The sequence below is a fragment of the Daejeonella sp. genome, assembly GCF_030684675.1.
GTDB lineage: Bacteria > Bacteroidota > Bacteroidia > Sphingobacteriales > Sphingobacteriaceae > Daejeonella.
This window is the reverse complement of sequence record NZ_JAUXXZ010000047.1, coordinates 1-18,675: the sequence shown is the minus strand read 5'-3', so window position 1 is coordinate 18,675 and position 18,675 is coordinate 1. Positions and strand designations below refer to the sequence as shown.

Annotated in this window: 12 protein-coding genes; 9 read left to right on the top strand and 3 right to left on the bottom strand. The window is 40.5% G+C overall.

Translation table 11 applies throughout. The annotated features are described in order from the left end of the window. Window positions 1-718: 718 nt before the first annotated feature. A complete protein-coding gene (locus Q8M41_RS09980; protein WP_305365121.1) occupies window positions 719-3,745 on the bottom strand; it encodes a gliding motility-associated C-terminal domain-containing protein in 3,027 nt (1,008 codons plus the stop codon). Between the two features lie 284 nt (window positions 3,746-4,029). On the opposite strand from Q8M41_RS09980, the gene Q8M41_RS09975 reads away from it, so the two are divergent. From Q8M41_RS09975 to Q8M41_RS09955, 5 genes are all read left to right on the top strand, one after another. Beyond that, window positions 4,030-4,896, top strand: coding sequence for an SMP-30/gluconolactonase/LRE family protein (locus Q8M41_RS09975; protein ID WP_305365120.1), 867 nt, complete (start codon window positions 4,030-4,032; stop codon window positions 4,894-4,896). A gap of 247 nt (window positions 4,897-5,143) precedes the next feature. Next, window positions 5,144-5,527, top strand: a complete 384-nt coding sequence (locus Q8M41_RS09970) for a (deoxy)nucleoside triphosphate pyrophosphohydrolase (RefSeq protein ID WP_305365119.1) — start codon at window positions 5,144-5,146, stop codon at window positions 5,525-5,527. Between the two features lies 1 nt (window position 5,528). Then, on the top strand, window positions 5,529-8,672 hold the full coding sequence (locus tag Q8M41_RS09965) for a DEAD/DEAH box helicase (RefSeq protein WP_305365118.1): 3,144 nt from the start codon (window positions 5,529-5,531) through the stop codon (window positions 8,670-8,672). 27 nt (window positions 8,673-8,699) lie between these two features. Further along, a complete protein-coding gene (locus Q8M41_RS09960) occupies window positions 8,700-9,662 on the top strand; it encodes an HNH endonuclease (RefSeq protein ID WP_305365117.1) in 963 nt (320 codons plus the stop codon). Window positions 9,663-9,723: 61 nt separating this feature from the next. Further along, window positions 9,724-10,977, top strand: coding sequence for a selenocysteine synthase (locus tag Q8M41_RS09955; RefSeq protein ID WP_305365116.1), 1,254 nt, complete (start codon window positions 9,724-9,726; stop codon window positions 10,975-10,977). 479 nt (window positions 10,978-11,456) lie between these two features. Here the strand turns inward: Q8M41_RS09955 and Q8M41_RS09950 are convergent, their stop codons facing one another. Next, the gene (locus Q8M41_RS09950) at window positions 11,457-12,764 is read right to left on the bottom strand and encodes an MFS transporter (protein WP_305365115.1); all 1,308 of its coding nucleotides are present in this window, start codon (window positions 12,762-12,764) and stop codon (window positions 11,457-11,459) included. A 594-nt stretch (window positions 12,765-13,358) separates the two neighbouring features. Between Q8M41_RS09950 and Q8M41_RS09945 the strand changes: the two genes are divergently transcribed. Next, window positions 13,359-15,251, top strand: a complete 1,893-nt coding sequence (locus Q8M41_RS09945; protein ID WP_305365114.1) for a c-type cytochrome — start codon at window positions 13,359-13,361, stop codon at window positions 15,249-15,251. Between the two features lie 139 nt (window positions 15,252-15,390). On the opposite strand, the gene Q8M41_RS09940 is transcribed toward Q8M41_RS09945, so the two are convergent. After that, window positions 15,391-15,996 carry a TMEM175 family protein gene (locus tag Q8M41_RS09940; protein WP_305365113.1) on the bottom strand — a complete coding sequence of 202 codons (606 nt, stop codon included), beginning with the start codon at window positions 15,994-15,996 and terminating at the stop codon, window positions 15,391-15,393. Between the two features lie 310 nt (window positions 15,997-16,306). Between Q8M41_RS09940 and Q8M41_RS09935 the strand changes: the two genes are divergently transcribed. The 3 genes from Q8M41_RS09935 (at window position 16,307) to Q8M41_RS09925 (ending at window position 17,916) form a co-directional block, all read left to right on the top strand. Next, a complete protein-coding gene (locus tag Q8M41_RS09935) occupies window positions 16,307-16,750 on the top strand; it encodes a carboxypeptidase-like regulatory domain-containing protein (RefSeq protein ID WP_305365112.1) in 444 nt (147 codons plus the stop codon). Between the two features lie 121 nt (window positions 16,751-16,871). After that, on the top strand, window positions 16,872-17,456 hold the full coding sequence (locus Q8M41_RS09930; protein ID WP_305365111.1) for a hypothetical protein: 585 nt from the start codon (window positions 16,872-16,874) through the stop codon (window positions 17,454-17,456). 163 nt (window positions 17,457-17,619) lie between these two features. Beyond that, window positions 17,620-17,916, top strand: a complete 297-nt coding sequence (locus Q8M41_RS09925) for a Dabb family protein (protein WP_305365110.1) — start codon at window positions 17,620-17,622, stop codon at window positions 17,914-17,916. Window positions 17,917-18,675 lie beyond the last annotated feature (759 nt).

Sequence of the window (18,675 nt, the reverse complement as noted above, 5' to 3'; positions counted from 1 at the left end):
TAATTCAGGGGGCAAAATTACGATTATTAATGAGAAAAGTGGATTGTTGATTCTGCCAGATTAAGAAGCCTGAGGATACACAAATCAGAAGAAAATCCAAAAGACAGATTTGGTTTTACTAAACATAGACAGGGCTTATCCTAATATTCAAAATAAGGAAGGGTAAAAAAATACGGTTAAAATTGCTGGATTAGGCTTTGGAGCCACAATAATTGATTTTGAAACCAATACCTGTGTGTTATAGGCTAGTTAAGCCCTTTCCTGCGGAGTATTTCCGGCAAGAAATCACGTTCTATTTCCCCTCTGGTCGGTGTTCTCACCGTACCAGGCACGATTATATCATTGTTCGGTGATAACACCAACCACAGGGAACTTTATTTACCCAAGAGATGATTCAATTAGTCAAATTTAATACAACACTAAATTGGACCTCTGGTTCAAAATAATTGTCTAAGGAAATTGAATCATTGTGCAACAGCCACCTGCAGGAAAAGGACTAGGCCCCGCGGCCATGAGCGGGTAATATATCCCATAATTTGAAATTGTTAGTTGAAAACACGAACATGATTCGTAACCGGGACATTACTCAGACTACAGGGCCTAAATTACCGGTATTGCTGATTGCGGAGATCGGTATTCCAGGTTTACGCAGTATAGGCAAAGTAATTTAACATTAGTCCTTGATTTGTGTTTTTAACGAACAATTATTATGGGCAAATCAGTAAATTAAAGTCACCATCCCCGAAACCACCTGCTTCCCCGACCGTACTGAAATCTTATAATAATACGTCCCCTGCGGGAGCTTAGCTCCCTGATGATGTCCATCCCATGGTGTTGTGTATCCGCTGCTCCCGAAGACCATTCGCCCATAGCGGTTATAAATCTGAACCATTGCCGTTTTATCAGATTCCAGGCCCTTAAGAATCCATTGATCATTTATTCCATCCCCATTGGGGGTAAAAGAGTTTGAACTGACACTGAAAATTGAAGGATAGATTGTAAATTCCCTGAAAACACTTAGGGGATTATAATTCGAATCTCCCATCTGTATAGCTTCAATCCTGACTGTTCCTGGCTTGTTAATCTTCACCTGATTTCCATTTATAATCTCTGCAATCAAATTATCACTGCTGATAAATCTGAGTGTTAATCCCGAATTCACACTTGCGTTCAAAGGAAATACAGGATCCGATTCCATTTTATTCGGGATTGGGTCAAATGTTAGAATTTGATCAGCCTTGTTAACCAGCATTATTCCCGGCTGATAGCTGATAGCATAATTTACTGCTGTAGCTCCACTAGCCACAATAGGATAAGTTCCCGGAGCTGAGGTCAAAGCAGCCGTGGTACTCACACTGGCTTTATTCAGCAAAACCGCATCAGTCTCCCCCTTAGCAAGCCCGGTATATTCTAAAGTAAGTTCCGGATTTGCTGCACCGTAAACCCTGCTTTGATCCTTCACCTTGATGATCAAAGCTTTGGGCTTCACAGTTAATAACTGGGTCGCAAATACGGCACTATTCGAAGCTTTGGAGGCAGTGATCAGACTGGTTCCCGCACCGGTAATTTTGATCTGACCAGATGCATTGATTGTCGCAACCTTTGGATCAGCACTTGTAAAGACAATCACGGCTCCCGCTTCAGCAGTAAAAACCGTGGGTGTAAAATCATCATCACCATAAATTTTTTCGGGCAGAGCCTGGAAATTAAGTGTCTGCTGTGAAGATGCTGAAACTACCAACAAGCTAAAATTTGCCGTATTAGTACAGCCAAGTGCATTGCTCAGGGTATAGGTAATAATCGCAGAACCCTCTGCTATACCAGTCACCTGTCCATTTACCGCATTCACCGTTGCTATTGCAGGGGCATTGCTACTCCATATACCAGCCGAAGTTGCTGTTGATGTTGAAAGTGTCGTATTCGATCCTACCAAGACGGTTCCTGAGCCTGTAATCGGTGATATTTTCGGAGGTTCCGGAATGACCAGGGTAAATATGCTCCCGGTACTGCTTTCTCCGGTACTGCTGTTGCGCACTTTTAAGGCTCCATTGTAAATGCCATCAGCAAGAGTAGCAGGCATTGTGATCTCAAATGAGCCCGGGGGTAAAACCTGATCGGTCACATTGATCAAACCTCCCGCCAAGCCCTTCTGATCCCAGATTATACTGTACAAATTGGGATCGCCTTCGGTTTTATCGTACGAAAATATAGTCTTAACTACCCCTTTGCAAAATTCCGAACTATAATTTTTAAGTGAAATTGAAATTTTTGGCCCGGGTGCAAAAATCCATGAGGCGCCCATTCGATCATTATCCTGATTCCCTCCGATTATTGCAGTTGAGCCATCGGCACTTAATGCGAGCGACTGACCCTGATTTGCGACACCCACATTCCCAATACCTGTTAATTTGGGTCCTCTTTGTGTCCATGAATTATCCGCCCATGTGAATACCCATGCTGCACCATTCGTCCAGTTATCTGCTTTTGCACCGATCAATACCGTATTACCATCAGCACTCATGGCCACTGACCAGCCCTGAGCAGCACTTTCGGAACTTACAGTACCTGCTATCTTATTCCCCTTCAGAGTCCATTCAGACCCATTTTTGACAAATACCCAGGCAGCTCCTCTGGCATTATCGGCTACCGAAGCTCCGAGAACGGCACTGGTTCCATCGGCATTCAGTGCAACAGATATTCCCTGCCATTTCGTACCCGGATAGGAGGAAACATCCAGCTTTTTAGCCTGTCTGTCCCATTCTGTACCATTTCTAAAGTAAAGAAAGGCTGCACCCTGCTGGTTCTTGTCGAGTGGTGCCCCAACAATTGCGGTATTCCCATCCGCACTCAGGCCTACAGAAATTCCCTGCCCTCCCTCAGGACTACTTTCATCAAATAATTTCTCTCCCTGCTGCGTCCACAAATTATTTTTGCGATTAAAGATCCATACAGCACCCCGGGGGTGAGTATCATACGGCCCACCAAGTATAACGGTATTCCCATCAGCACTCATCCCGACTGAATATCCCATGTTGACAGGCAGAATAAAACTATCATAACCAGTTCCAACCAGCTTTTCACCCTGTTGAGTCCAGACATTGTTTTTTCGGTTAAAGATCCATGCAGCGCCAATGCCTCCACTATCAAAATACCCACCAATAATCACAGTATTTCCATCCGCGCTGATTGCGACAGCCCTACCCTGCTGCGCCGGACCAACATTCCCGGTTCCAACCAGTTTAGGTCCCTGCTGAGTCCATACATTTCCATTCCTGACATAAATCCATGCCGCACCCTGCTGGGTATTATCATTCGGAGCACCTGCAATAGCCGTATTCCCATCGGCACTGATTGCGACCGACCTCCCCGATTCAGCCACACCGACATTGCCTGTTCCAAGCAATTTATTTCCCTGCTGGGTGCTGGGAAATAAATTCGCAGCAATAGTAAAATTCTCTGAACCACTGGCGTTTCCGGTAGCTGAACTCACTGAGACAGGTCCGTTCACAGCACCGGGCATAACATAAGCGGTGACAGTACCGGCATCATTAGAGATGATTAGTGCTGATTTACCTGCTATCGTGACTGAGTTTACATTATCTAGTGAAGAACCCTGAATAGTTACCAGAGTTCCCGGTGAACCGGATTTTGGAGAAAAGGAGCTGATGACCGGAGCCTGTGCTTCTGCATCAGTAAAATACAATAAGGCCAGTAAGAAGACCAGATTTGTGATTTTATACCTCATTTTCTAAAGTAACCGTTTCGGTATATACGTGTCGTGGATACCTGAGGGTTTGCAAAGGACTCAGGTTTATTTTAAATATGTAGATTTTTACGCAGATAAACAAGGTGACAGGCAAGGCCCGGAATAATCTGTCGGCCAATTTGTAAGCCAAAATTCTGTTTTGTACCTTTAATTTTAATTCAAAATCAAAACTTATGAAACCATCATGATTTTGCTCAAACCCGCAGGGGAATGATTACTAAATCATGATAGCTTCATCACCTTTTAAAAAAAATAAAAAAACTATGAAACCATTTCTTTTTCTGGGAGTACTCTTCCTGGCAGCCTGCGGAGGTTCAAGCGATAAAAAAACGACAGAACAGGCAGATTCTGCAAAAGCCCCTGAACTGGTTCTAAGATGGGAAAGCGACAGTTCGCTGAAGGTTCCTGAATCGGTATTGTTTGATAAAGCCGCACAGGTTTTATATGTGAGTAATATTGATGGCACAAATCCATGGGAAGCTGATGGAAAAGGTTCGGTAGGTAAAGTAGGTTTGGATGGCAAGGTAATCGCTGCCGAATGGGTAAGCGGTTTGCATGCACCAAAAGGAATGGGCATGTTCAATGGTAAATTATATGTTGCCGACCTCACAAATATTGCAGTGATAGACATCGCTTCCGGGAAAATTGAAAAGACTATTCCGCTTGAAGGCGCAGTAGGCCTGAATGATATCAGCATCGACTCTAAAGGAGTAATTTATGTGACTGATTCCAAGGCTAAGAAATTATACCGGATGGAAAATGAAAAAGCTGAATTGCTTGCTGAAAACTTAACAGCACCTAATGGGGTTCTGTTCCATCAGGACGTGCTTTATCTGCTCGATGGCACCGGCATGTTCAAAGTTAATGCCGATAACTCACTCACTTTGATCGCTGACGGCATGGAAGGCGGAATTGATGGTATTGAAAATATTCAGGGAAATGACTTTATCATTTCCTGCTGGGCAGGTGCATTATGGCATGTTAATACCGATGGTACCAAGCATTTGCTGATGGATACCCGGGAGGAGAAAAGAAGCACAGCCGATATCGGCTTCGACCCTGAAACGAAAACTGTTTATGTGCCTACTTTTTTCAGGAACACGGTTGTTGCTTACGAGTTAAAGTTGTAAGTTATAAGTTGTAGGTTATAAGTTTAAAGTGTGGTTCAGAAGAAATGAATTCTCAGGCTGAAAGCGGAAAGGCGAAAGCGGAAAGCAGGACGCGAAATTCGCACATGTCATTGCGAGGAGGTACGACGAAGCAATCTTATGACGATAGTAGAAAGATTGCTTCGCTACACTCGCAATGACAAATTCGTTTCATCTGAACTAATAAATTACAGACAACTGGTAACAGGCAACAGACAACTAAAATAAAATGATTCGGGTCTCCTGTGCAATAATCCTCAATTCAATTGGCCAGGTTCTCGTTACCCAGCGCAGCCCCCTCATGCCCCTTCCCCTAAAATGGGAATTCCCTGGCGGCAAGATCGAAGAAAATGAAACAGCCGAAGAGTGCCTGATCCGGGAGATTAAAGAGGAACTGAATATTGAGATAGAAATTACCGCAAGTTTAAGCCCGAATGATTATCAATACCCCGACAAACTGATCCGTCTGATTCCATTTATCTGCCGGCAGAAGGACGGGGAGATTATCTTAAAAGAACATACTGATTATAAAAGGCTGGATGTTAAGGATTTGTTAGATTTGGATTGGGCGGAGGCGGATATACCAATAGTTGAACAATACTTAATTAGATAAAATGGCATTTGAATTAGGGCTCTATGAACAATTAATAAATAAGTTAATTGCAAATAAACTCCAGTCTGTTGATTTAAATGCCTTTTTTATAAAAAGTGCAAAACTTGACAAGGCCGAGGCATCAAGATATTTAAGTCAATATTTAGCAGAAACTATTCAATTCGCGTTAAGTAGTTTTAAAGATGATGATGATTGCTCCATTAAACAAATCAATCTCTCCAATAAGATTATTCAATCACTCATAGAAGAATTACCCTCACTTAACCTCTCGGAAAACCTAATCGATAATGAGGGGAAACTTCTACAAGCTATTTTTTCCAAGCTTGACTCTCCATTTTCAGACTTAAATGATCGTGTAAGACATATTACACCCTATACCCGACTAAGCCAGAGTGAATTATTTACTGGTAGTAATGTTGGAATCTCATTAGAAAGTGAATTAAAAAAAGAAATACTTTCATCTGATGAAATTTGCTGGCTTGTATCCTTTATTAAATATTCTGGAATCCGCATATTCAAAGAAGAGCTGGAAGAATTTACTAATTCAGGTAAGAAACTTAGAATAATAACAACATCATATATGGGTGCTACTGACCTTAAGGCAGTAGAATTCTTAGCAGGATTAAAGAATACGGAAATAAAAGTCTCATATAATGCTGACCATGAACGACTACATGCAAAAGCATATCTTTTTTTAAGGAAAACTGGTTTCCATACAGGATATATTGGTTCTTCAAATATCTCAAGATCTGCTTTAACAAACGGACTTGAATGGAACTTAAAAGTAACTACACAAGAGATAAGCCATATTATCGATAAGTTTAAAAAGACCTTTGAAACCTATTGGGAAGATAAAGAATTTGAATATTATAACCTGGGCAAGGATCGAGAGAAATTGCATAATGCTCTAAAACAGCAAACCAATTTCAACAGGAAAGGAATTACTACTTTTTTTGACCTGAACCCATTCCCCTTTCAAGATGAAATATTAAGTAAACTTGAGTCAGAACGAATTATTCATAAGCGGTTTAAAAACTTAATTGTCGCAGCTACTGGCACTGGAAAAACAGTAGTTTCCGCATTTGACTATAAAAATTTTAAAGAAAATAATCCAAGAGCTAGATTGCTATTTGTTGCTCACAGAAAAGAAATTTTAGAACAGGCACAAGAAACATTTCAACATGTTTTGAGAGATTCAAATTTTGGTGAATTATGGTTAGATGGTCATGAGCCTATAAATTATGAACATCTTTTCGCTTCTGTTCAGACACTGAACAATAGAATTAAGGATATTTCCCTGTCCAAAGATTTCTTCGACTTTATCATTATTGATGAAGTCCATCATATTGCTGCGAATAGTTATCGCCCAATAATAGAAAAGTTCCATCCTAAAATTCTATTAGGTTTAACCGCTACTCCAGAGCGTATGGATGGCGAGGATATCTTATTGGATTTCTGTAATACAATTGCTGCGGAGATTCGTTTACCGGAAGCATTGAATAGAAAATTATTATCTCCATTCCAATACTTTGCTGTTTCAGACAGTGTTGATCTTTCTCAAATAAACTGGAAAAGTGGAAAATATGAAATAAATGAGCTAACTAAACTTTACACAGAGGATGATCGTCGCGTTGGTGAAATTATCACTAATTGTGAAAAATATTTAACAGATGTACGTGATGTTCGAGCCTTAGGGTTTTGTGTAAGTCAGGAGCATGCTCGTTATATGGCAGAAAAATTTACAATTGCTGGCCTAAAGGCAGATTATTTAACAAGCGATAATTCAGCACATAGGGACGTGGTAAGAGAGAAACTTCGAAGCAAGGAAATTAACTATTTGTTTGTAAGAGATATATATAATGAGGGGATTGATATACCAGAAATTGATACAGTTTTATTTTTACGACCAACTGAAAGCTTAACCATTTTCCTCCAACAATTAGGACGAGGGTTGAGGCTTGCTAAAGACAAAGACTGTTTGACCGTTCTGGATTTTGTTGGGAATGCAAGACCAGAATATGATTTTGAACATAAATTTCGAGCATTAGTAGGTAAAACCCATACTTCAATAGTTAAAGAGATTGAAGATGAATTCCCTCATTTACCATTAGGTTGTTCGATAATACTAGAGAAAAAAGCTAAAGAAATAATTTTAAAGAATATTCGAGAAGCAATTGGCTTTAATCGTAATCAATTGATTGGTAAAATCCGAAACTTCAAACATCAGTTTACAGTACCTTTAACTTTGAACAATTTTTTAGATGTACACCAAATCGACATCCAACTAATTTATAAAAAGGGTTCTTGGAAACGGTTATGTGCTGATGCAGGAGTAATTCCCAATTTTAATGAACTTAATGAATTAGAGCTTACACGTTGTATCAAAAAATTACTCCAGTGTAATTCATTAAGTTATCTTCGGTTTATTCAAAAACTAATTTCAAATAGCTTTCATTACGTTAATTCCATTGACTATCAATCAATGTTATTAATGTTTTATTACGATTTATGGCAAAATGCAGGGCCAAAACTCGGCTATAGCTCAATAAATGAAAGTCTTCAGCAACTTTTGAAGAACAAAATTTTACTTGCCGAATTAAATGAGGTATTGGATTATTTAATCAAAAAAGTAGATTTTATTGAGAAGGAAATTAAATTGAATTTTCCCTTCCCCTTAAAACTACATGGTCGATATAATTTAGATGAAATTTTGGTTGCATTGGGTATTCAGACATTTGAAAAAACAGCTTTTGGCCAAACAGGTGTATTTTATAATAAAGACACCAATACCGAAGCTCTTTTAATTACCCTTAAAAAATCTGAAAAGGAATATTCACCAACCACGCTTTATGACGATTATGCTCTCAGTGAGTATCTTTTTCACTGGCAGTCCCAAAATGCAACTTCACCTGAATCTCCCAAAGGCCAATCCTATATAAATCAACAAAAACTGAATAAAAAAGTATTGCTATTTGTTAGAGAACGGAATACAGACGAATATGGCTATACTATGAATTATGTATTTTTAGGTCTCGCCGATTTCTTGAATTCATCTGGCACAAAACCGATGAATATCGAATGGAAATTAAAAGAACCAATGCCAGCTTACATCTGGAAAGAAAGTGGGAAATTGGCAGTTGGATAATAAATGTGAAAATAAATTATTTCACTAATGAGTAACCATATTCTGAATTCCTATCTCTCAAAACTCTCTAAGCTAAACAGAGCTAATACACCTTACGGAAAGGCTCCTCACAAACCAATTCTACTAATTTCTATCATCGAGCTTATAGAAAAAGGTCTGGTTTGGAACAACCGTGTTTATGTTAATACTGATCTTGTGGGTGCATTTCAAGAAAACTGGCGTTTATTAGTTAATACTTTACATCAGCCTGATTTTACACAACCATTCTATTACCTACAAAGTGAGAAAATAAATGAAAAACAGTTCTGGTTCCTTCAAACTAAATTAGGCTGTCAGATAAATGCTCACATAAAAAGTGTTACTCGATTAGCCGAAGTATTAGATTATGGTTATTTTGAAAATGAATTCTTTCAACTATTAACCGACCCTATTTCTAAAAACGTAATAAAGACATTATTACTTGATACATATTTTTCAGAAACAAAAAGTAATTTCCTTTTGAGCAAACAAAAAGGTCTGGGTTATATTCATGACCTTCAGGAATATATATTAAATGAACCCGAGGCTAAATACCGGCATATCAAAATTGAAACAGAAGAGGATGTTTTTGTCAGAGGAGGATTGTTCAAAAAACTTGTACCTAAAGTGTATGATTCAACTTGTTGCTTTACAGGGATGCGTCTTGAGTCCATATATGGACACAATTTTATCGATGCCTGCCATATCATACCCTTTAGTCAAACTCATGATGATAAAATAAATAACGGTATTGCCTTATGCCCTAATTTACATCGTGCATTTGATAGAGGCTTAGTAAGTATCGACAACGAATATCGTATTCTAATTAGCTCTCAGATAACTGAAAATGCGGATCACCCCTACGGCTCAACCAAATTAAGGGGAGCAAAAATAAGATTACCTTTTGGCAGCAGGCATTATCCTTCTCAAGAAAATCTCGACTTCCACAGAAATGAAATTTTTAAGCCCTGAGGATTACATAATATCAGTAATTTCCCAATCTAAAATGCACACCAAATAAATTCTCAACCCCATGAAACGCCGCCAACTCCTCAAATCCCTCACCCTCCTGCCCCTCGCAGGTGGAATAAACAACCTTTCCCTACAGGCAGAACCTGCTCCGGCAGAAGATCTGTATAAGGAACTGGGGATCCGCACATTCATTAATGCAGCAGGCACTTTAACCTATATGACCGGCAGTATTATGCAGGATAAGGTTTTGAAGGCGATCAACAGTTCGGTTGGTAAGTTTTGCATGCTGGATGAGCTGCAGGATAAGGTGGGTGAACAAATTGCAAAAATGACTCATGCTGAGGCTGCTACGATAACCAGCGGAGCCTATTCAGCAATGACCCTGGGTTTAGCGGGTGTACTCACGGGACTGGATATGAAAAAGGTGGGGCAATTGCCCAATCTGGATGGAATGAAATCGGAAGTGATCTGTCAGAAAGCACATAAAGATGCCTATACCCAGGCTTTTTTATTAACCGGATGTAAGATCATCACCGTAGAAACCAGGGAAGAACTGGAGAAGGCCATCAATGAAAAAACAGCGATGATGCACTTCCTGAATATTGCTGTGAATGGAGGAAAGATCAAACATGAAGAATGGATTGAAGTGGGTAAAAAATACAATATTCCAACATCCATTGATATTGCAGCAGATGTGCCACCCATAGAAAATTTATGGAAATTCAATGATATGGGCTTTGACCTGGTCTTCCTTTCGGGGGGGAAGGCAGTCCGCGCACCACAAAGCACCGGCTATTTAATGGGGAGAAAACACCTGATCGAGGCTGCACGCCTCAGTGCCCCACCACGGGCGGTAACCATCGGCCGCGGACATAAAGTAAACAAAGAAGAGATCCTGGGAGCTTATGTGGCAATCAAAAACATGATTGCAATGGATCATGATAAAGAGTGGAAGAAATGGGAAGCGGGGATTGCACTGATTGAAAATGCAGTAAAATCAATCGATGGAATCACCACAAAAGTAACAGTCAATCCACTTGGAAATCATACCCCATCCCTCCGCATCACCTGGGATGATACTAAGATCAAACTAAGCGGCCATGAACTGCGTGAAAATCTTCGTAACGGAAATCCATCCATTGAAGCAGGCTTTTCAGGCTTACCGATTTTCAAGGGTCAGGCTACACCACCCAAACCCGGGGCAAAAGGAGGTAATTCGATATCCATAACCGTCTGGATGATGCAGCCAGGAGAGGAAAAGGTTGTTGCGAGGAGGTTGAGGGAGGAGTTTCTTGAGCGGAAAGCAGAAAGCTAAAAGCGGAAAGCTAAAAAAAATCGAAACAGTATTATACAGGACGAGGCAAGTTGCGACCATCAAGGGAGCAACATCATACCATGTTCGTACAATAGTGCTCTCAGGGGGTCGTAAAGGGGGTGCTCTACGAACAAGTTACGAAGGAGGTACGAACAAAACCTAATTTTTAGACTAATTTAATATTTAGTTCAAAAATTGCATTTTTGAGTGATTTAAATCGAAAATGCTTGCAAAAGATCTCTCGTAGCAGGAAATTTAAACCCTCTCCTTCGGAGAGGGCAGCACTAATTTTCAAAACCAGTAGTTCCGTTCTCAGGGTGAGGCTCCCTAATAAGCTGCTATAGCAAAAATCCAACTCATAGCAATGAGATCCTTCGTCGCCTCAAAATTTCAGTAAATTGAGAAAATCGACTGGCTCCTCTGGATGACAGGCGCTACTAATTTGCTAATTCTGTTCCCATCTTCAAATTTTCAAATCCTCAAATCTTCAAATCCCTTTCCAGCATCGACGTCTCCTTCGTATCCCTCATCCCAACATAAACCAGTAAAGACAAAAAGACACAGCCGGTGATATACCAGTAGAAATACTCCTCATGACCCGAGTTTTTTAACCAGAGTGCCACATACTCTGCTGTGCCGCCAAAGATGGCTACGGTGAGCGCATAGGGCAATCCAACACCCAGGGCGCGCACCTGTGCAGGAAAAAGTTCAGCTTTGACAACGGCATTGATACTGGTATAACCACTAACGATAATCAAACCTGCCAGCAGCAGGAAGAAAGCACTGTACGGGGAAGTTGTGTGGCTCAATGTAGTAAGCAATGGGACAGTACAAATGGTACCCAGAACACCGAAACTAATCAGCAGTGGACGGCGACCAATGCGATCAGACAAAGCTCCGAATGCAGGTTGAATAAGCGCAAATATCAGCATGCTAATAAAAGAGATCTGCGTGGATTCGGCTTTACTCAGGTTCACTGTATTCACAAGAAATTTTTGCATGTAAGTGGTGTAGGTGTAAAAGGCAAGAGTGCCACCCAGTGTAAGACCAACAACAGTCAGCAAGGCTTTGGGATGTTTTAAGAGTTCTTTGATGGTGCCTTTGCGTTCATCAGCTTTATTCTTCTGAGCTTCGAATGCTTTGGTTTCATAAAGCGTGCTTCTCAAATAAAGCGCTACCAGCGAAAGGATAGCTCCGATCACAAAGGGAATTCGCCAGCCCCAGTCGTGAAGCTGTTCATCACTCAGCCATTTTTGCAGGATCAACTGGATACCGAGTGCAAATAACTGTCCGCCGATTAGCGTAACATATTGAAAACTGGAATAAAAACCCCGGCGGTTCTTAGTGGCCATTTCACTGAGATAAGTCGCAGAGACACCGTATTCACCACCAACACTCAGCCCTTGCAAAAGTCTGGCGATCAGTAACATAATAGGTGCTACAATTCCTATGGACTGATAAGTAGGTATAAAAGCAATGAGCATGGAACCGAAGGACATGAGCAAAACCGAGAGTGTCATACTTTGTTTCCGCCCCAGCTTATCTGCAATCCGGCCAAAGAGCCAGCCACCGATTGGCCGCATTAAAAAGCCTAAGGCAAATATGCCGGCGGTATTGAGCAGTTGAGCTGTTTTATTGCCTTCCGGAAAAAATGAAGCAGAAAAATAGAGCGCAAATGCGGAATAGGCGTACCAATCGTACCACTCAACGAGGTTACCGATGGAACCGCCAAAGATGGCTTTCAGCCTTCGACGGGAGATGTTTTCTTCTGGTAATAAACTTTGCACTTCAATTATTTTCCATAATAATAGGAGTTTTAGTTTTAAGTTGTAGGTTATAAGTTTTAAGTATCAATACGGAATTAATATAGAAACCAAGAAGATGAAATCTTAAAGCTGATTCCCATTTGCTATAAAAGATAATGTGACTGACGAAATCTACTTTCCGCTCGACTATGTGATTTCGTAAGTCCTTAACCCCACTCGATAGCTATCGGGTTGCTAATCAATTTCCCCCATCGACAAAGCATCTCATTGACATATCCTCGCAGTATCTTTAAACCCTCTCCGCCTGGGGCGGAGGTCTTGAAACCAGTAGTACCCTACAACAGGGCGAGGCCCTATTAAGGATTCCTGCTGCAGCCAAGAACCTGCTCATTTTATGAGATCCTTCGTCGCCACACATTATTATTAAACTAAGAAAATCTGTTGGCTCCTCTGGATGACAGGCGTTTCAAATTTGCTAATTATCTAATTATCTCAATTTACTAATTCCTCTTCCCCTCATCGACAAATCGACAAATCACCTCATCGACAAATTCCCTCCCTGTAACCTTTCTGTTTCCTGTTTCAATATTCGAAATAAAAAACTATTTTAATTCCATGAAAAAACATCACCTCCCTGCAAAGCTATGTATCCGCTCTATTTGCATCATTCTCAGCTCTTTTATTATTGCCAGTTGTAAGCCGGGGGCAGATCAATTGCCTCCATCTGATAAGGATAATGGCGGATTGATCCTTCCCGGTGGATTTGAGGCGCTGGTCGTAGTTGATAGCATTGGAGGCGGTTCTGTTATCGCCCGGCAGATAAGCCAGCTTGCGAAATACACTCCACCTAAGGATGCTCCTGCGGAAATTAAAGGTGCTCCAAAAAGCACACAACTGAGTCGCCCGAACAACCAACCTACAGGAAATTATGTTGGTGCCAGGCATATTGCAGTGAACCAGAATGGGGATGTTTATGTCAAACTAAGATCCCCGACAATTGATGGTTATGGTAATGCAGCCCTGAGAGATTTGGATGGCGATGGAAAAGCTGATACAGTGAAAATCTGGGGCAAGTATGAGAACCGTAACAGAGGTACAGCTATGCAAATCCATAATGGCTACCTCTACTTTAGTTCGGAATTAATGGTTTTTCGCAATAAATTAAAGGAAGGACAACTGGTACCTGACAGTAAAATGGATACTGTGGTAATCGATACGCTGCCTTTTCATGAACATATGGCAAAGGCGCTGGCGTTTGACGGAAAGGGCAATATGTTTGTTTCATGGGGTATGGGAACGAATTCATGCCAGGTGGAGAACAGGAAGCCAGGATCGCCGGGAATGAATCCCTGTCCCTATTTGCTTGACCACGGCGGGATCTGGAAGTTTGATGAAAATAAACTCCAGCAAAAGCAAAGCGACGGAACACGCTATGCTACCGGAATGCGCAGTATCGTTGGTATGACCTGGGATAAAGGCACCGATGCACTTTATGCCCTGCATCATGGCCGGGATGATCTGCGACTTCTTTGGCCGGAGTATTACAGCCCATGGAAAAGTGCGATGCTCCCATCGGATGAACTTTTCAAAGTAACTCAGGGATTCGATGGTGGATTTCCTTATTACTATTATGATCAGATGCTTGGGAAGAAAATCCTGAGCCCTGAATATGGCGGCGATGGTGTAAAAGAGGGTGAAGGAGCCAAGCTTCCAAAACCACTCCTGGGTTTCCCCGGACATTATGCACCGAATGATATCCTGTTTTATAAAGGCGATCAGTTCCCTGCCCGCTACAAGGAAGGGGCATTTATTTCCCTGCATGGGTCTACTAACCGTATCCCATACCCTCAGGTAGGAAATGTTGTTGTCTTCGTTCCGATGAAGAATGGCAAGGTAACGGGGCCATGGGAGGTATTTGCCGATGGTTTTGGGGGTAAAGATACCCTTGCAGTAGCCAATGACGCTATTTACCGGCCAATGGGTCTCGCAGAAGGTCCTGATGGTTCTTTGTATGTGGGTGAAACTCAAAAAGGGAAGATTTGGAGAATTATGTACAAGGGCGACAAAAAATCGTTTGGTAATAAAGAACTGGCTGAAATGGAAAAGCGCAAGGCTTTACCTCATCTCAAAACTCCGGATGAAATGGCTGATAATCTTGACCGGAAAGGCAAACCGGTACATGCAGAGCTTTTGTACAATATTTATTGCAGAAACTGCCACCAAAGCGATGGGAATGGTGACGGAAGCCGCTTCCCCCCTCTTGCAGGATCTGAATGGGTAAATAGTGATAAAACCGTGTTGATCAATGTGGTACTGAATGGCATGACCGGTGCAATTCAGGTAAAAGGGCAAAATTATAACGATACGATGCCTGCACATGCATCCTTTCTTACGGATAAGGAAATCTCGGAGATCTTAACTTATGTGAGGAAGAGTTTTGGCAATAAATCAGGACCTGTAAGTGAGAAGGAAGTGGCGGAGGTGAGGAAACTGATGAGTAGGAAATAAGTTGAGAATTGATAGTTGACAGTTGACAATCTCTCCTGTTCCTTGCCTGCCGGCAGGCAGGGATGACATATAATGTTTTGACATGAATTTTAAAATGAACTACCCTATCACAGACAACTGATAACAGATAACAGGTAACTCAAAAGTGTTTATCTTCTTTATGTGATTCAGCGATCATGAGTTTTTCTATTCTTCTATCGGGGATAAGCCAAATAACTGCAACTACAAAATATAAGAACATGCCGATCCCTGAATGGATAAAGGAGGCACCTATCGCGGTAGCATAAATAATTAAGGATAATTTTCCTTTCCAATCCTGACCCAAAGCTTTTGCTATCAGGGAGTCTTTACCATGATGCGATACTAAGGTCTTTGCCAAAATGAAGTAAGCAACTGCATTCATTATAAGAATGATTCCGTAAAGAATGACCGGCCATTTCCCAAAATGATTCTCTCCCATCCAGGCAGTTACGAACGGAATCAGCGAAAGCCAGAATAATAAATGAAGATTAGCCCATAATATTGCTCCATTTACTGATTTTATTGTATGGATCATATGATGATGATTATTCCAGTAAATACCAACATAAACGAAGCTAAGCACATAGCTGATAAACACAGGAAATAGAGCCACTAAAGCCTCAATATTTTCTGAATGGGGCACTTTTAACTCCAAAACCATAATGGTAATAATGATAGCAATTACTCCATCACTGAATGCTTCCAAACGACCTTTCGTAATCATATAGCTGTTCAATTTCTATACAAAATAGAAATTTCTATCAAGATTGAAGAATACACAGCAGATTTAAGGAATAAAAACATGCAAATACCAAGGCGAAATCTAATTCCAATCGTCTAGGTGATTTTGTAAGTCGCGCTCTTAAGACTTACGAATTTACCTAGGCTCCATACCGGTTAAATTCTCATTAACAATTCATACCTCATTTACCCTCAAAATATACAGAATGAGCGCAATATTGACATAAAGATTCCTGCATCTTAACATTACAGTAAAGTACTCCCAATAGCTTCGCCTCAAAATTAAAGAAGCTATGAAATTAAAAAACTCTACTAAAATCATCAGGCAGTTCTCATCAGTTTTAATCCTGGTATTTTGCTGGGCGGGCACTTATGCTCAGTCGCAAAATATTAAGGGAACTGTATTAGACAATGAAAATCAAGCCATTGCAGGCGTTAACGTAATTGTAAAAGGTATTCCGGGGCGGGGTACTACAACAGATGCCAATGGAAAATTCTCCATCAATGTAGACAATGAAAATAACATTCTCGTTTTTTCATTCATTGGGTTTACTACAAAGGAAATTGTAGCAGGCAATAAAACTGATCTGAATGTCAGGCTTGAATATGATTCAAAAGCCCTTGGAGAGGTCGTTATTGTAGGTTATGGCGCACAGAAAAAAGCGAATCTTACCGCTGCCGTAGATCAGGTATCGGCAAAAGCTTTAGAAAACAGGGCGATGCCTAACCTTACGTGACCGTTGCACAACCGCCACATCATGTGTCGGCCTTTTTGTTTCAGTTTGCCTTAATTGAAAAATAAATGAGTTTAAATTAAATATTTGTATTTTTATACTAAACGCTCTCAAAACCCCAATTATGAAAAAGATTTTAATTATCGCAGCGGTAGCATTGCTATTCGGATCCTGTAAGAAGGATATGATCACTGAGACGACTAATCAGGATGATCTTAAGAAATATGCCGAAATGACTTCAAGTGCATTATTATTAAAAGCTAATGATGGTTCAGGCATACAGATGTCAGCAGACAAATCAAACAATGGCAAAAGTGTAACCAGGCCATTGAAAAGTAAGGGTTCAGGAACCATTTCTTATATCCCTAATGGTTGTGGAGACGGAACTCTTCAATTCAGATCTGATGGAACAGGAAATTCAACGGCCCTGGGACTTCAAACGCAAGTAACAACATTTTGTATCAATCCAGCCACCGGACAAGTAATCGGATCAATTGGTGGTGTAGGTACCGCAGCTAACGGCGATAAACTTTACTACACCCTTGCCGGAGCAGGAATGGATCCCGCAACAGGATTTATGTTCCAGCAATATATATTCACAGGGGGAACCGGAAGATTTACTAATGCAACAGGAAATATGACCTTATTGTATACAGTAAATACACCTACTAATTATGAATATACAGGAGAGGGTTCTATTACTTTTTAATATCCCTGAATTCTGCTTAGCCGCTTGATTCTGGCAGCTCAAATTATTATATTTTTATTCAAAGCCGGTTTTATACCGGCTTTGTCATTTTCGTATTTGAAATTTCCAGGATATGTGACGACAGCATTGTCATTTTATATATTTGAAAAAAAATAAAAAAAAAATGATCGCACACCACGTTTTATTCTGGATTAAAGCCGACACAACCGAAGAACAGAAAACCGCATTCCGAAAAAGTCTGGATACCCTGCAATTTATTGAAGCAGTCAAAATGTATCATATAGGAACCCCGGCTCCCATCGAGCGCGCTGTAGTAGATACTACGTATACTTTTAGCTTATTTCTTCTGTTTGACGATATGGCCGGCCATGATGAATATCAGGTTCATCCGCTACATAAAGCATTTTTAGATGAGTTCAGAGTCTTCTTTGATAATGTGATTATCTATGATGCTCATTAATATCAAAGCCTGCTAAACTCAGCGTTGAAACTTAACAGAAGCCTGCAAAATATTTGCAGGCTTCTGTGTTTTAATCACTAGCGTTCGGTTAAAATTAAGTTCTTAATAAAATATGTATTTATATATTTTATGGAATATTTTTAGCCGATTTTCGAAAGACATATTTTCGGACAAGCCTATCGGTTCCCGCCTGCGCGGGATCCGATAGGTTATCGGATGACAAATAGGGTGGGGTGGATCGGGAGATACAGCCTCCTCTGGAATCGGTTCAGGTTACTTATTACTTTTATCGAATCAATTCGCTGCAAGATCATGCCAATCTGGGTTATGTTTTTCAATCAAATTATTTTTCCAGGATCGTTGCCAGGTCTTTAATTGTTTTTCCCTGGCGATAGCTAAGTTCACATCATTAAACTTTTCATACCACACTAAAATTTGCAATTGTACTTGCTCGTGAATCCAAAAACGAGCTTTCGTTTATACTCGTACACTCTTCTGAGGTATTATTAGTAAAACCGATGTACAAAATATTATGATATGTATTTGTAAGCATGTAAACAAAATATTCCCTCATTTCGATTCCAGCGAAGTCTGGAATCTCCTCACCCCTAAACAACCTTTGTCATTCCCTTTGGTCAATGAAAGAATATTTATTAGCTATTGTTATTGTTGAAATGGGGGGTCCGGGGGGTGTTAAAAAACTAAAAGCATTGTGGATAACGTTTTAATAAAAGGCAGGGTGAACTATTGTCATTCCTA

What these genes read in the sequence shown, in the direction of transcription:
- Q8M41_RS09980 (WP_305365121.1), bottom strand. Translation starts at nt 3,745, where the DNA reads ATGAGGTATAAAATCACAAATCTGGTCTTCTTACTGGCCTTATTGTAT.
- Q8M41_RS09975 (WP_305365120.1), top strand. Translation starts at nt 4,030, where the DNA reads ATGAAACCATTTCTTTTTCTGGGAGTACTCTTCCTGGCAGCCTGCGGA.
- Q8M41_RS09970 (WP_305365119.1), top strand. Translation starts at nt 5,144, where the DNA reads ATGATTCGGGTCTCCTGTGCAATAATCCTCAATTCAATTGGCCAGGTT.
- Q8M41_RS09965 (WP_305365118.1), top strand. Translation starts at nt 5,529, where the DNA reads ATGGCATTTGAATTAGGGCTCTATGAACAATTAATAAATAAGTTAATT.
- Q8M41_RS09960 (WP_305365117.1), top strand. Translation starts at nt 8,700, where the DNA reads ATGAGTAACCATATTCTGAATTCCTATCTCTCAAAACTCTCTAAGCTA.
- Q8M41_RS09955 (WP_305365116.1), top strand. Translation starts at nt 9,724, where the DNA reads ATGAAACGCCGCCAACTCCTCAAATCCCTCACCCTCCTGCCCCTCGCA.
- Q8M41_RS09945 (WP_305365114.1), top strand. Translation starts at nt 13,359, where the DNA reads ATGAAAAAACATCACCTCCCTGCAAAGCTATGTATCCGCTCTATTTGC.
- Q8M41_RS09940 (WP_305365113.1), bottom strand. Translation starts at nt 15,996, where the DNA reads ATGATTACGAAAGGTCGTTTGGAAGCATTCAGTGATGGAGTAATTGCT.
- Q8M41_RS09935 (WP_305365112.1), top strand. Translation starts at nt 16,307, where the DNA reads ATGAAATTAAAAAACTCTACTAAAATCATCAGGCAGTTCTCATCAGTT.
- Q8M41_RS09930 (WP_305365111.1), top strand. Translation starts at nt 16,872, where the DNA reads ATGAAAAAGATTTTAATTATCGCAGCGGTAGCATTGCTATTCGGATCC.
- Q8M41_RS09925 (WP_305365110.1), top strand. Translation starts at nt 17,620, where the DNA reads ATGATCGCACACCACGTTTTATTCTGGATTAAAGCCGACACAACCGAA.